Genomic DNA, 14,434 nt, shown 5'->3' with positions numbered 1-14,434 from the left:
CCTCGTAGCCCCCCCACGTCGTCGCCCCCGATCGGCACTGGCAATTGAGGATACTGTATCACCCATGGGGAACATCAAGGTCGGCGTGGCCGTCGCCGACATGTCGGCCTTCGAGGCCGTCGACCCGGCCTATGGCATCGGCGACCAAGCGGCGCAGGTCGCCGCCGCCCTCGAGGGCACCCGCGCCCGCGGCGTGGCCCACGCGGCCGACGTCGAACTGGTCTTCCGCACCTTCGACGCCGTCGATCCCGACCAGAAACGGGCCGTGGCCAGGGCATTCGCCGCCGACGGCGTGGCTGCCGTGCTCGGCGCCCGCGACTTCACCTACGGCGCCGTCGCCCTCGCCGAGCGCCTCGGCGTGCCCGTCCTCGACGTCAACGCCGTGCCCACGCCGGTCCACGCCCGGTGCGCGCCGCTGCTCTTCACCATCAGGACGGCGCAAGACGTTCTCTACCGAGCGTTCATACGGTGGGCCGCCGCACGGGGGGCGTTCGACGGGTCGCCCCGCATCGGCGTGTTCTCCGACCGGTACACCGAGACGAGCACCAACGCCGCCCTGGCCGAGCTGGAACGGCTCGGCCACCACGACGTCGTGCGGGTCCGCTCCGACGGCCTGGGCTACGGGAGCGACGACGACGTCGACGCCGCCACCCGCTTCCGTGACGAGGGCGTCACCGTGCTACTCCCGTTCGTGAGCGGGAGCAGCCTCGTCGAGCTGCTCGGGACCTCGTCGGCCCTCGGGCATCGTCCGACCGTCGTCGACCTCGAGACCGGCGAGCACGCCACCGACGTCACCGCCAGCCTCATGCCCCCGGCCATCTACGACGGCACCGTGGCCCTGGCCCTCAACCGCGTCGGCGAGTCCGCCGCCGGGCGGGCGCTCACGCCGCGCACCGAGCAGGCGCTCGCCGACCACGAGGCAGCGACCGGGCGCCGGTTGGACACCAGCGGTCGGGCGTCGAGCGGGGAGCTGTCCAACGTGCTGCTCACCTCCGACCTCGTCGACCTGCTGCTCGCCGCCCTCGGTCACGTCGACGGGGCGACGGCAGCCGACGCCGTCGTGGCCGGGTTCGAGGCCATCACCGACCGGCCCTCGGCCAGCGGCGGCGACATCACCTTCGCCCCGGGCGAGCACTGGGGCTACCGCCACGGCCGAACCATCACGTGGTCGGCCGCAGCGGAAGCCTGGCAGGCCCAGGACGAGTACCGGCCGCTCAGCCGGTCAGGCTGAACTCCTGGTAGTCACCTTCGACCTGGTAGCAGGAGCAGTCGGCCCCGATGCTGACCGGGCGGAAGGTGTTCGAGCCGCTGTGGTCGTCGGCGGAGAAGCTGATGCTGTCCCAGTTGGCCGTGGCGAGGCCCTGGATGTTCTCCAACCCGGCCACCAGCCCCTCGGGGGTGATCTCGTCGGCGTTCGACAGCCCGGCGAGGAGCACCTCACCGAGGCTGCACATGCCGAGGATGTTGTTCAGCTCGGCCGACTCCGGCACCGCGGTGTCGGGCGCCTCCCCGGCGAAGTCCTCGTAGTTGTCGAGGCAGGCCTGGGTCTCGGGCGAGACCTCGCCGCCCTCGGTGAAGTCGCCGACCCGGTTCTGGGAGGTGGCGGTCAGCCCCTCGATCTGGGCCGGGGGCCGGCCGGCGACGGCGGCGTCGACCATGTGCTCGGAGAAGTCGAAGTCGAGGTAGGCCGGCCGGTAGCTCTGCTCATCGGCGAAGGTCATGAAGTTCGTCAGCGTCGTGCCCCCGATCATCGGGATCACCGCGGTGACGCCGTCGGCCTCGAAGCGCTGCACGGCGACCTGATCCTGATCGCTGCCGACCCCCTGACCGCCGGTCTCGATCTCACTGGCGATCTCGTAGCCCCGTGACGCGAGCTCGTCCCGGAGAGCGTCGACCGCCTCGATGTTGGCCGTATCGTAGAACAGGCCGATGGTCTGGTCCTCGAACTGGCCTTCCTCGTCGGCGTAGGCCACGAAGTTCCGGGCCGTCGTCGACTCGTCGGAGCGGACCGTGAAGAGGTAGGGCGAGGTGCGGTCGTAGACGCTCACCGCCGCCGCGTCGGCCGAGATCGTGGGGATCTGGAACCGCTCGGCGAGGCACTCGGCCCCGACCGTGAAGGTGCGATGGGCCAGCACGGCGAACACCTCGTCCTCCTCGGCCAGCTGCTGGCAGACCGCCGCCTTGGTGGTGTCGTCGGTCGGGTCGAAGCTGCGGACCACCAGCTCCACCTCGACGCCCTCGGGCAGGAGTCCCTGTGATTGCCAGGCGTCGGCGATGGCCAGCGCCTGCGCTTCGTTGTCGCCGGTGTCGTAGGCCGGGTTGATCGCAGCGAACTGCGACAGGTCGGCGTACACGAGCCCGATGCGCAAGGTCTCCGGCTCACCACCGCCCGTGTCGCCGACCGTCGTCGAGGAGTCGTCGGCCGTTCCCTCATCGTCGTCGCCGCAAGCGACCAGACCCAGGATGAGGAGCCCTACTGCCGTGCCGGCAGCCAGACCCCTACGTGCACGTGCCCCCATGCGACCCCTCCCTCTCGCGGTCCCCCCAGCGGGCGACCTCCTTTTCAGTGTACTCAATAAGACGGCCTGCGGATAGGGCGCACCGCACAGCCGACGACTCCGGCGCCGTAGCAGCGGCCGGCGTCGTCGCCGAGCAGACGCTCCCTGGTGATGGCGCCGAGGTCGTCCCCGCTCCTTCACTGCCCTCACCGAGCAGGGGAAGGCCGAGGCTGCCGTCGATCACCTGGATGTCGATGCCCTCGGTGTCGAGGTCGTCGAGCCGGGCCCGGGCGTTCGACGCGCCGGCCCGGACGCCGCCGAGGTCCTTGCCTTCGTTCTGTGCCCTAGCAGGTTTCTCGGGATGCCACGTGGGCCACGAACTCGTCGAGCTCCTCCCGGAGCTCCTGCTCGCTGATGCCGTCGAGCTCCGCCACGAAGTTCACGCTCTGCCCCGGGCGGATCCGCCCGTCACCCTGGCGGGGCTCGGCGACGACCTCGTCCTGGAGGTCGAGGCCCTCGCCGTCGAGCGCGCTGATCCGGATCTCGACGCAGTAGGTCGTCTCCTCGGAGTAGTTCTTGGCGAGGACCTGCACCCGGGACACGGTCCCCTCGCGGGCGTCACGCACGTCGTCCAACCGGACCGGCGGACGATTGACGATCTCGGCCACCGTCGCGCTGGCCCCGACGACGAGGCCGACGCCCACCACGACGTGGAACAGCCGGGCCCGGTGCCGCCCGTCGAGCCTCACGACGGGGACCGGCCCATCATCCGCTCCACCAGCGCGTCCTCGCGCACGTCGGCAACCGGCCCGAGCGAGCTGACCTCGCCCCGGTCCATGAAGAACACGGTGTCGGCCACCTCGAGGGCGACGGGCACCGACTGCTCGACGATCACGACGGTGGTGCCCAGCCCACTCAGCCGCCCGACGACCTCCAGCAGGTCCCTGGTGACCACCGGGGCCAGGCCGAGGGACAGCTCGTCGACGAGGAGGAGCTGCGGACCGGCCATGAGGGCCCGGCCCAACGCCACCATCTGCTGCTCGCCGCCGGACAGCGTCCCCGCCGTCTGATGGAGCCGGGAGCTCAGCTGCGGGAACACCTCGAGCACGGCGCCGAGGCGCTCGCCTAGCAGCTTGTGGTCGTTGCAGAACGGGAACGACCCGATCCAGAGGTTGTCGTGGACGCTCAGGCTCGGGAACGTCGACCGACCGCCGGCCATCAGCGTGATCCCGAGACGCACCCGTTGCTCCGGGGGCACGCCCACCAGGTCGATCCCCTCGTAGAGGATCCGGCCCCGTTCGGGGTCGACCAGGCCGGCGACCGCGTTGAGCAGCGTCGACTTCCCCACGCCGTTGCGGCCCACCAGGGCGTGGCAGCCGCCGCGAGGGATGGCGCACGACGTGCCGAACAGCACCTGGATCGCGCCGTAGGAGAAGTCGATGCCGTCGATCACCAGCAGGTGGTCGGGATCGGCGACCGGCACGGCACGGTCGCGGACCAGGATGGCGTCGACCGCATCGGGGTCGGCCGCCCTGGCCTCCTCCACCAGCAGTTCGCGGACCCGGCGCTCGTCCCGGACGTAGGTAGGCAACCCGGCCACGAGGAGGATGGCGCCGGCGATGCCGGCCAGCGGGGCGAGGATGAGGAAGCCGGTGCGCAGCGTGGTGGCGTCGGCGAGGATGCCGAGCAGGAGCGGAGCGCCGGCCGCGAAGACGCTCTGGACCACGGCGTCGAGGGCTGTGCCCCGGCCCCGCAGGCTCGGGTGCAGCACGTCGGCCCTCGCCGCGTTGAGCACGGCCTGCGGAGCGATGAGCGTCAGGGCGGCCAGCGAGAAGAGCACCAGCATCACCGGCGTGTTGCCGGTCGTGAAGGTCAGGTAGAAGAGGGGAAAGGTGAGCAGCCGGGCGACGCCGGCCACCATGATCCGGGCCGACGGATGGCCGGAGTAGGTGAGGCGGTCGGCGATGACGCCCGAGAGCAGGGCCCCGGTGAGGCCGCCGACGGCGAGGAGCGTGAGGGCCGTGGCCGCCTGCGACACCGACAGGTCGTGGTAGCGCACGAAGAAGGTGGGGGCCCAGGCCCCGATGCTGCCGAAGAAGACGCTGCCGAGGGCCGACGACACCAACGCCACGGTGAACGTGGGGGTGCGGAGGACGGCCTTGTAGGCGTCCCGGGCCCCCATGGTGTCGTAGGCCGACGGCGGCTGGACGGCGCCGTCGAGGTTCTGCTCCCGCCGGTCCTGCTCGCCGCGGACGGGCTCGGACAGGCGCCAGGCCAGAAGGGCGACGACGAAGGCCGGCAGCGAGAAGAAGTAGAAGGCGCTCCGCCACCCCCACTGGGTGGCCATGGCCGCCGCGATCGGGACGAAGAGCACGCCGATCAGCTGGCCGGTCTGGTAGACGCTCATCACCTTCGAGCGCTGGCCGACCGGGTAGTAGTCGGCCAGGAGCGACTGCGACGTGGGGTTGTCGCACGGGTCCCATGCCCCCAGGGCCATGCGGGAGGCCAGCAGGCTGATGTAACCCCGAGCCATGCCGGTCCAGATCATGGTGACGCCCCAGGCGGCGGTGCCCCAGGCGATGATCCGGGTGCGGGTGTAGCGATCGGCGAGCGTGCCGAAGGGCACGGTCAGGATGGTCACCACCGCGAGGTAGGAGCTGCTGAGCACGCCGAGGGACGTGTCCGAGAGCCCGAACTCCTGCTTCAGCAGCGGGAAGATCGTCGGCAGCAGGTACTGGTCGCTGACGTTGATGGCATAGACCGCCGTCAGGAGGATCAAGGGCCACCGGGTCGAGCCGACCAGTCGGCGGGTGACCTGGAAGTCCTCCCGGGGCGTCCGGCTCGGGCTCAATGAGCCGTGGGCGGCCACGTCGTGGCCGTAGCCGTCGCTGACGCGGAGGGTCGCCGCCCCCGTGTCGTTGGCCTGGTCGATCGCCGGTCGCACCTGCTGCCCGTCCAAGGCAGAAAGAGTAGCCTTAATTATCCGGCGTACTCAACAACCCCGTGCCGTATCGCTGGAACGCCATGCCACACATCCATGCCGTGACCAACGATCCATCGGCCCAGCAATGCCGCCGAGCCCTGGTCGAGGGGGTCAGGAGCCGCGGGTTCTGCTGCAGGAGACCCACAACTCATTCGTCAGCGCCGCGCACACCCACGATGACATCGAGCGAACCGCCGAGGCACTTCATGCCGCTGCAATTCACGCGCTCGGCTGGTGTCGGTGGACGCAAGGGCCATGCTTGCGCGGTTACACGGTGCGAGCTTCAGGCCCTCGGATGAGGGCAAACACATCGCTGGCCAGGGTGTGGATGTCGACGGGAGCGGTTGTGTCGACCCTGATGACCGGGCCCAAGGCGACAGGACGGTCGAACTCGGCGAGGGCCTCGGGCGTGACGGTGCGTCCGACGTGCGCGGCGTGGTGCGCATCAGATGAAGCGCGGGCTGCGTAGCGACAGGCAGCGATCTCAGCTGCGCATGAGCAGTAGACCTCGACAACGCAGGCGTCCAGGCCTGCGAGTTTGCCTCGCTCGTAATGGCTCCGGGGACGGAAGTTCGCCTCCAGCACGACTCGGTCGCATCGTGCGGCGACAGCCCAAAGGACCTCCATCACCGCTGCGCCGGTCCGGCGAGACCAGGTGAGGTCACCGACCGGTGGGCCGACGGCGTCCCAGATCGCTTCCTTCACGTAGTCCTTGGCCACCAGCGGGAACCCGAGCGCGCCGGCCAATGGCACTGCCACGGTCGACTTGCCGCTCCCAGGGGGTCCTGACACCAGCACCACGACCCGTCGACCCGACGACACCATCCCCACACCATCGCAGCCCGACCGACCCGCCCCAGCCCACCCCCGTACCCCCGCTCAGACGCGAAGCACCCGTTACCCCACCTCTCCTGCCGAAGACAGGTGTCTCCGCCAAGCGGACGTGTCCGAGGCAATTGCACCCAGATAAGCAGGAACGTAGCTCGCAACGTAGCTTTTTACCCTCGCAGGACTGATCACAACGCGGTAGTTCAAACAAGTATCAAGCGACACTGCGTGAACGATTGATCTCTTCCGGGGCGATCGACAGCGCCCTGACCTGCCGTGATAGCATGGCAATAGATGGACGCCGAGGAGCGCATTGAACTAATGACCGAGTCCATGGCATGGAAGAGGTCGTGGGTTCGATTCCCACTAGCTCCACTCCCTCGTCGGAGTATCGGGCTCGGCATCACGCCTCGCCCTCGATCGGCTCGGAGCCGGAAGCTAGCCCTGTCCGGACACGGCCGGTTGGGCTGCCAGCTCGTCTCGGAGGACGCGGCGCAGGAGCTTGCCGGTCTCGTTGTAGGGCAGCTCGTCGTAGAAGAAGACGCGCTCCGGCGTCCGGGCGGATCGCAGCACCTGCCGGACGTGCTGCCGCAGCTCCTTCTCCGACGCCTCGGCGCCGGCACGGAGGACGACCGCCGCCACGACTCGTTCGCCCCACTCCTCGTCGGGGACTCCGACGACGGCCGCCGCGCCGACCGTCGGATGGTCGAGTAGCACCGCCTCGATCTCCTCGGGCCTCAGGTTCTCGCCACCACGCACGATGACGTCGTCGAGGCGTCCGCGCAGGTAGAGGTAACCGGCTGCGTCCAGAACGCCGGCGTCGCGGGTGTTGAACCAGCCGTCGTCGGCGCCGCCCCCGCGTCCGAGGTACTCGCCTGAGACCTGCTCGCCCCGAACCCAGATCTCGCCGGCGTGACCAGGAGGCACCGGCCCGCCGAGCTCGTTGCGAATCGAGACCTCGATGCCGGGCAACGGCCGCCCGACGGAGCTGAGCCGAGCCCGAACCTCGGGATCGTCGCTCGTCGCGGCCAGCCGATGGTCCGACGGTCCGAGCACCGCGACGGTGCTGGAGGTCTCGGTGAGCCCGTACGCGTTCACCATGTCCGTCTCCGGCAGCAACCGCATGGCGCGCTCGACCACGGCTCTCGGCATCGGTCCACCCCCGTAGGCGAGCGACCGGAGGGACGGTAGGCCCTGGCCGTCAGCCTGGACGACGTCGAGGATCCGGTTGAGCATCGTGGGGACGACCATGCCGTGCGTCACCGACGAACGCTCCACGACGTCGACCCACGCCTGCGGATCGAACCGCTCGAGCTGCACGACGCGACGCCCGAGGTAGGTGTTCGACAGGACCGCGGAGACCGCGGCGACGTGGTACGGCGGGACCGACACGACTGCCGCTTCGTCCTCGCCTGCCGTTCCGAACTCGAGGGATGCGACGATGTACGCCGCCAGGTTGCGGTGCCGGAGCACGGCCGCCTTCGGCTCGCCCGTGGTCCCGCTGGTGAACAACAACACCGCGACGGCGTCGGGATCGCAAGCCCATCCATCGGACTCCGGGACGGACTCGTCCTCGATCGAGGCGAGGAAGTCGAACCGCGAGATGACGTCGATCTCACGCACGCCGGCGAGTCGCTCGGCGACGCCGTCGCCGGCGATCACCACTGCTGGCGCGGTGCGCTGGACGATCGCCACCAGGCGCTCGTCGGCGAGGCGATAGTTCACGGGCACGAAGGGCTTGGCGGCGATGCCAGCGCCGAAGAGCGCCACAGGGACCGCTGGCGAGTTCTCGTCGATCAAGACGATGTTGTCGACGGTCCGTCGTGCCAGCAGCGAGCCGGCACGCCGCGCCCGGACCCCGAGCTCGGCGAAGGTCCAACCCTCGCCCCGTGCGCCGAGCGCGGTCCGTTCGCCGAGCGAGTCGGCGGCCATCTCGAGGATCATGCCGGTGTGCATCGGTCCCTGCCTGCGTCAGTCGGAGGAGGGGAGCGGCTTGGCTCCCTTGATCAACAAGGCGGCACCGCCAACCGACAGGGAACCGGCGCCGGCCTTGCTGCAGAGCGCTTCGAGCGAGTCGTCGACGCTGACGTAGCGCTTGCCGACCAGGGTGCCCTCGTCGAACGGCGGGGTCGGCTCGCCGCTCGGAGCGCCTTCGTCAGGGAGCGGCAACATCGACAGGCCGCCGCAGCGCAGGTCCACGTCGCCCTCGGGCGCTTTGACCACGACGATCTCGGTCGAGCATGCGGCTGACCGCAGACGGGTGCCGGGCTTCAGTTCCATCGCTGGCCACCTCCTTCGCTCGCACACGCGAGCTGAGCGGGCTGCCTCAATGGTCTTGATACAGCCGGTACGATTGCTTCGTTCTCTACGGATCCTCTAACGGTCAGGTGCGACGCAATGTCACAACCTCCTCGCGTTACGGTCGGACGGCTGATCGTCGAGTTGCACAGGCTCACCCGCCAGGAGCTCGATGCTGCGACCCGTCCCCACGGCATCACCCCCACGCAATTGGGCATGCTCAGGCGGCTGGCGGAGCAACCGGGCCTTTCCGGTGCGGATATGGCCCGGCGCTTTGGCACGTCCCCGCAGGCTTCGTCGGCCGCCCTGGCCACGCTCGAGAGCAAGGGGCTCATCGAGCGGTTGCAGGAGCCCAACGGACGCAAGCTGGTCCGGTCCTCCCTGACGGAGACAGGCAAGGAGGTGCTCGCGGTTGCGTTGGACGATCTGTGGGAGGTCGAGCGACGGCTCCTCGCCCCGTTCACGGATGAGCAGCTCGAGACGTTCATCGAGCTGATCACGTTGTACCTGTCGCATTCGGCTGCAACGTGACGGGCTCGGCAGGGCACGGCCCGATCGGGTCGGCGACCCGTACGTCGGCTGCTCGCCGGCCCGGCCTGAGATCGGCGTACCAGGCCAATGGCAATGCGATCGCGGCACCGGCCAGCAGGACCGCCATCGAGCCGACCGCATCGGCTATCGGGCCGAGCATGAGGCTCGACGCACCGACCGTCCCTGCGAACGCCATCGTCCAGAGGGTGCTGAGACGACCGCGCTCGTGGTCCTCGAGCTCGACCTGGAACGAACTGGTGAGGGCGGTCGTCGCGGCGAGGTAGCTGGCGCCGACGCCGATCACGAGGATCGATCCGCCGATCGGCCCTCTGACGAGCGCGAAAGCTGCAAGCAGGAAAGCGAACGCAACAAGGCCCCTACGGACGACGGCGGCCTGGGAGACTCGGCTGAAGATGGTCCCGTTCGAGAGCGCGCCGAGCACGGCACCGAGTCCGAAGCAGGCGTAGAAGACGCCATAGGCGGGGGAGGTCGCTTCGAGGCCGAGGTTCTCCTCTGCGATCACCGGTAGCTGGTTGACGAAGTAGAGGCACGCGAACGAGAAGACCGTGATGGTGACGAGCGCCCTGCCCACGACCCGGTTGTGTCGACCGGTCGCGAAGCCGGCCAGCAGCGCCTCCTTCAAGGGCTCCGATCGCGCCCGTTCCACGCTCGCGATCGGCACCCGCACGAGCGTGACGATGACGAAGATCATCGCCAGCCCGGCGATCACGAAGATGTGCCACGGCTCGAGCGCCACCAGGCAGGCGCCCGCCGCCACCGGCCCGATCACCCGTGTCGCGTTCTGCTGCGCGCTCATCAACGAGATGGCGCCGGCGAGGTGCCTGCGCTCGACCATTCCTGGGAGAAGGGCCATGTACGCGGGCATGTAGAGGGCGTTGCAGACTCCGAAGCCGGCCGTGACCACCAGCAGGAGGCCGGGCGTCACGTTCTCCCCGACCACGACGCGCGCAAGCGCGAACGACAGCAGCATCTGCGTGACGGCCAGACCGACGAGCAGCTTCCGCCGGTCCAGACGATCGACGAGCAAGCCCCCCGGGAGCCCGAGCACCAGCACCGGCGCGAGATAGACGAACGTGATCTGCCCGACGAACCCTGCCGACTCCGTCAACTCGTAGGCGAAGGCCATCAGGACGACGTGACGCATCCACGTGCCGACGTTGGCGACGAACGAACCGACGAACACCGTGCGGAAGGCCCGGTAGCCGAAGGCTGCTCGCGCAGAGCTCTCGGGGCGCTCGCGCCCGGGGCGGCGCCCTTGGGCTCTCACCGCTGCAGTTCCGGCAACCGCAGCTCGACCAGCGACTGGATCTCCGCGATCTTGCCCGGCGCGTGCAGGTGGCACCACGCCGAGGATCCATCGGGGGCGAGGATCGGATCGGGGGTTGCGTCGCGACACACCTTCATCGCCAACGGGCACCTCGTGTGGAACCGGCAACCGGCGACCTTCGCCCGCGGCGACGGCAGCTCCCCCTGCAGGACGATGCGTGGCCGACGATCGCGCTCGCGTAGTTCGTCGCCCGGCACTGCCGAGAGGAGGGCAAGTGTGTACGGATGCTTCGGTTTCGCCACGACGACATCCGCTGGACCTTCCTCGACGATCCGCCCGAGGTACATCACGGCGATCCGGGTGCTGATGTGGTCCACCACGGCGAGGTCGTGGGCGATGAAGAGATAGGCGACGCCGAGCTCCGCCTGGAGCTTGGCGAGGAGGTTGATGACGTCGGCCTGGGTCGACACGTCGAGCGAGCTGACCGGCTCGTCGAGCACGACGAGCTCCGGGTCGAGGGCCAGGGCGCGGGCGATGGCGATGCGCTGGAGCTGGCCGCCGGAGAACTCCCGCGGGTACCGCTGCGCGAAGGCGGGACGCAGGCCGACGAGCTCGAGGAGCTCGGCGACACGATCCGGGCGGCTGGTGCGATCACCGAAGTGGTGGGTGCGCAGCGGCTCGGCGATCGAGTCGCCCACCGGCGTGAAGGGATCGAGTGACGAGTACGGATCCTGGAAGACGAACTGCACCCGCCGACGCACGGCCTGGCGCTCCCTGACCTCGAGGTTTGCGAGGTCGATGCCGTCGACGAGGACCTGTCCTGCTGTCGGTTCGATCAGCCCGAGCGCGATGCGACCCAGCGTCGTCTTGCCCGAGCCCGACTCGCCGACGAGGCCGAGGGTCTCACCCCGGTTGAGGACCAGGTCGACCGAATCGACCGCTCGGGTCGAACTCGTCCTCCGACGAAGGAACGCGCTGCGGAGGGGGAACTCCTTGCTGACCCCTCGCAGCTCGAGCAGTGCCGTCATGACTGCCCCATCGCCTCGGCGACGGGCGCCGCTCGATTGCTCGTTCCGTTCAGCTCCGCCGCCGTCGAAACGGGAACGGAGTGGCGCACGCACCGCACGATTCGTCCGACCGCGACCTCCGACGTGGGGATCGACGCGGCCGCGCACGCATCCTCGCGGTGGTCGCAGCGGGCGAAGAAGCGGCAGCCTTCCGGCATGGCATCGGGTGAAGGGACGACACCCGAGATGGACGGCAGCCGATCCAGACGTGCGCCGAGCCGGGGCCGCGAGCGGAGGAGCGCCCGTGTGTAGGGATGGAGTGGACCGTCGAAGAGTTGCTCGACCGTGCTCTGCTCGACGATCTGGCCGGCGTACATCACCGCGACCCTGTCGCAAAGCTCCTGCACGACACCGAGGTCGTGCGTCACGAAGACGACCGACATCCCACGCTCCCTGCTCAGATCTCGGATGAGCTCGAGGATCTGGGCCTGCACCGTGACGTCGAGCGCGGTGGTCGGCTCGTCCGCGATGAGTAGCTTCGGATCGTTGGCGAGTGCCATCGCGATGAGGGCCCGCTGGCGCATGCCACCGGAGAGCGTGTGTGGGTACTCCTCGAGGCGGCGTTCGGGATCGGAGATACCGACGCGGTCGAGTAGTTCGATGGCCCGTTCACGAGCGGCGGACCGGGACACCTTTCGGTGGACGCGTTGGGCCTCGATGAGTTGGTCGCCGATGGTGAACGCGGGGTTGAGGCTGGCCATCGGGTCCTGGAAGATCATCGCGATCTCCGAACCACGGACGCTCCGCATCCCCTTCGGCGACAGCGTCAGGAGGTCGCGTCCCTCGAAGCAGATCTCCCCGGCGAGGATCCGCGCCGGCGGCGAGGGCAGCAGCCGCAGGATCGACTGCGACGTGACCGTCTTGCCGCAGCCGCTCTCACCGACGAGGCCGAGGATCTCGCCCCTGTGCACTTCGAGGTTCACGCCGTCGAGCACTTCGACGACGTCGGATCCCGAGTCGAAACCGACGCGGAGGTTGCGGATGGAAAGGACCGCGTCGTCGACGCCCTGCACTCGCTCGCCGGGCACAGAGCCCTGGCGATCCCTCTGCGCCCCTGGCACGACCGACGTCGTACCGAGGACGTCGCCGACACGGCGGTGCAGCTCTCGCCCACCGCTGACCAGTGCGTCGCGCAGGCCGTCGCCGAGGGCGTTGAACGCCAGCGTCGTGAGGGTGATGGCGATCGCAGGCACCAGGATCAGCCGAGCATCGGTGGCGATGAGCGCGAAGCCGGACTTCAGCATGGCGCCCCAGGAAGCATGGGGCAGCTGCTGACCCAGACCCAGGAAGCTCAGCGAGGCCTCCACGACGAGGATCGTTCCCAGCACGACCGAAACCTGGACCAGTAGCGACGACAGCACATGCGGGAAGATCCGTCGAGCGAGGATCACGTTCGAGCGGGTCCCGATCGCCTTCGACGCTTCGACGTAGCCCTCCTCGCGGATGGCGAGGGCTTGCGCCCGAACAAGGCGCACGAGCCCGGGCACGACCACCACGGTCAGTGCGATGACTGCGTTGCGCGTTCCCGGTCCGAGGATGCCGGCGACGGCGAGGGCGATCACCAGCGGGGGAACGGAGAGCAGTGCATCGGTGACCCGCATCACCGCGAGGTCGACCAAACCCGATCGGTAGCCGGCGACGAGCCCGATAGGGACGGCGATGGCGACGGCGAGGAGGGCGACGAGGACGCTGGTCTGGAGCGACACCCTGGCGCCGAACAGGAGCCGGGCGAAGGTGTCCCGGCCGAGGTCGTCGGTGCCGAGCCAGTGCGTGCCCGACGGACCGGACAAGCGTTCGGACAGGTACTGGAAGTTGGGGTCGTGCTGGGCGATCAACGGCGCGAAGACCGCCATGACGACGACGATGATCAGGTAGGCGCAGGCGACCGCGGCCACGGGGTCGCGTCGGAGCCGACGGCCCGCCCGCCCCCAGTGCGACGCCGAATGAGTTGTCGCGGTCGAGCTCACGAGACGGAGACCTTCGGGTTCAGCCAGCCGTAGATCAGGTCGACGGCGAGGTTGATCACGGCGAAGGCGACGACGAACATGACGGCCACCCCTTGGATCACGGGCATGTCCTTGCTGGTCACTGCCTTGACCAGGTAGTCACCCATCCCCGGCACGGCGAAGACCGTCTCGACGATGACCGTGCCTCCGAGCATCCCGCCGAGGAGCAGACCGGCCACCGTCACCGCTGGGATCGCCGCGTTCTTGAGGACGTGCTTGCCGACCACGGTCAGAGGCCGGCATCCCTTGGCCCAGGCCGTACGCACGTAGGGCTCGTGCAGCGTGTCCACGACCCCGGCTCGCACCTGGCGGGCGAGCCGGGCCGCGGTACCGATGCCGAGCGCGACGGACGGCAGCGTGAGCGACTTCAGCCAATCGCCGACCTGGAGGCCCTCCGGGGACGTCAGCCGCGTGAAGCCGACGGCATCGAACCAGCCGAGCCCTATGGAGAGGTAGTTGACCAGCAGGATGGCGAGCACGAAGTTGGGCACGGACAGCCAGACGCTCGTGATCGCCAGGAGCACCCTGTCGACCAGGCCGTGCTGCCGTGCCCCGGCGATGACCCCGACGGGCACGCCGAGGGCTATGCCGACCACCATCGAACCGAGCACCAGGCTCAAGGTGACCGGCAAGCGATGCCGCACCTCCTCGGTGACGCTCGTGCCCGTCAGCAGGCTCTCGCCGAAGTCCAGACGGACGACATCGCCCAACCAGGTGCCGTACCGGGCGAGGAATGGACGGCTCAGGCCGAGCTCCTCCCGAACCTCCGCGATCCGCTCGGGCGTGGCGCTGGCGCCTCCGGCAAGGGTGGTCGCGGGGTCGCCCGGGACCAGCTCCAGGAGGGAGAAGATCCCTAGCGTCACGAGGAGGATCGTCGGCACCAGGAGGACGAGCCGACGCCCGATCAGCGGCAGCATGGCACCGCCCCCGGGTGG

At 69.3% G+C, this 14,434-nt stretch carries 12 protein-coding genes; 2 read left to right on the top strand and 10 right to left on the bottom strand.

Annotation, left to right across the window (positions count from 1 at the left end):
* Positions 1-64 precede the first annotated feature (64 nt).
* Entirely contained in the window at positions 65-1,231 is a 1,167-nt protein-coding gene (locus tag VK611_08490; GenBank protein HMG41354.1) for a hypothetical protein, read from the top strand.
* Here VK611_08490 and VK611_08485 read toward each other — a convergent pair.
* The 6 genes from VK611_08485 to VK611_08460 all read right to left on the bottom strand — a co-directional run bounded on the left by VK611_08485 (position 1,215) and on the right by VK611_08460 (position 8,589).
* The gene (locus VK611_08485; GenBank protein ID HMG41353.1) at positions 1,215-2,519 is read right to left on the bottom strand and encodes a hypothetical protein; all 1,305 of its coding nucleotides are present in this window, start codon (positions 2,517-2,519) and stop codon (positions 1,215-1,217) included. The genes VK611_08490 and VK611_08485 overlap by 17 nt on opposite strands.
* A 323-nt stretch (positions 2,520-2,842) precedes the next feature.
* Positions 2,843-3,247, bottom strand: a complete 405-nt coding sequence (locus tag VK611_08480; protein ID HMG41352.1) for a hypothetical protein — start codon at positions 3,245-3,247, stop codon at positions 2,843-2,845.
* On the bottom strand, positions 3,244-5,457 hold the full coding sequence (locus tag VK611_08475) for an ATP-binding protein (protein HMG41351.1): 2,214 nt from the start codon (positions 5,455-5,457) through the stop codon (positions 3,244-3,246). The genes VK611_08480 and VK611_08475 overlap by 4 nt, the downstream gene beginning before the upstream one ends.
* A gap of 291 nt (positions 5,458-5,748) precedes the next feature.
* Positions 5,749-6,306 (bottom strand): AAA family ATPase, encoded by a 558-nt coding sequence (locus VK611_08470; GenBank protein ID HMG41350.1) that lies wholly within the window; start codon positions 6,304-6,306, stop codon positions 5,749-5,751.
* Positions 6,307-6,747: 441 nt separating this feature from the next.
* Positions 6,748-8,265, bottom strand: coding sequence for a class I adenylate-forming enzyme family protein (locus tag VK611_08465; protein ID HMG41349.1), 1,518 nt, complete (start codon positions 8,263-8,265; stop codon positions 6,748-6,750).
* 15 nt (positions 8,266-8,280) lie between these two features.
* Positions 8,281-8,589: a hypothetical protein gene (locus VK611_08460; protein ID HMG41348.1), complete on the bottom strand. Its 309-nt coding sequence runs from the start codon at positions 8,587-8,589 to the stop codon at positions 8,281-8,283.
* Between the two features lie 117 nt (positions 8,590-8,706).
* Between VK611_08460 and VK611_08455 the strand changes: the two genes are divergently transcribed.
* A complete protein-coding gene (locus VK611_08455; protein ID HMG41347.1) occupies positions 8,707-9,138 on the top strand; it encodes a MarR family transcriptional regulator in 432 nt (143 codons plus the stop codon).
* Here the strand turns inward: VK611_08455 and VK611_08450 are convergent.
* From VK611_08450 to VK611_08435, 4 genes are read right to left on the bottom strand one after another with little or no spacing between them, the layout of a single operon-like run.
* Positions 9,104-10,426, bottom strand: coding sequence for an MFS transporter (locus tag VK611_08450; GenBank protein ID HMG41346.1), 1,323 nt, complete (start codon positions 10,424-10,426; stop codon positions 9,104-9,106). The genes VK611_08455 and VK611_08450 overlap by 35 nt on opposite strands.
* Positions 10,423-11,454, bottom strand: coding sequence for an ABC transporter ATP-binding protein (locus VK611_08445; protein ID HMG41345.1), 1,032 nt, complete (start codon positions 11,452-11,454; stop codon positions 10,423-10,425). The genes VK611_08450 and VK611_08445 overlap by 4 nt, the downstream gene beginning before the upstream one ends.
* Positions 11,451-13,460 carry a dipeptide/oligopeptide/nickel ABC transporter permease/ATP-binding protein gene (locus VK611_08440; GenBank protein ID HMG41344.1) on the bottom strand — a complete coding sequence of 670 codons (2,010 nt, stop codon included), beginning with the start codon at positions 13,458-13,460 and terminating at the stop codon, positions 11,451-11,453. The genes VK611_08445 and VK611_08440 overlap by 4 nt, the downstream gene beginning before the upstream one ends.
* Positions 13,457-14,416, bottom strand: a complete 960-nt coding sequence (locus tag VK611_08435; GenBank protein HMG41343.1) for an ABC transporter permease — start codon at positions 14,414-14,416, stop codon at positions 13,457-13,459. The genes VK611_08440 and VK611_08435 overlap by 4 nt, the downstream gene beginning before the upstream one ends.
* Positions 14,417-14,434 lie beyond the last annotated feature (18 nt).

Source organism: Acidimicrobiales bacterium (assembly GCA_035316325.1).
Classification (GTDB): Bacteria; Actinomycetota; Acidimicrobiia; order Acidimicrobiales; family VFJN01; genus DASXTK01.
The sequence above is the reverse complement of the archived record's forward strand: the minus strand, read 5'-3'. Positions and strand labels throughout refer to the sequence as shown.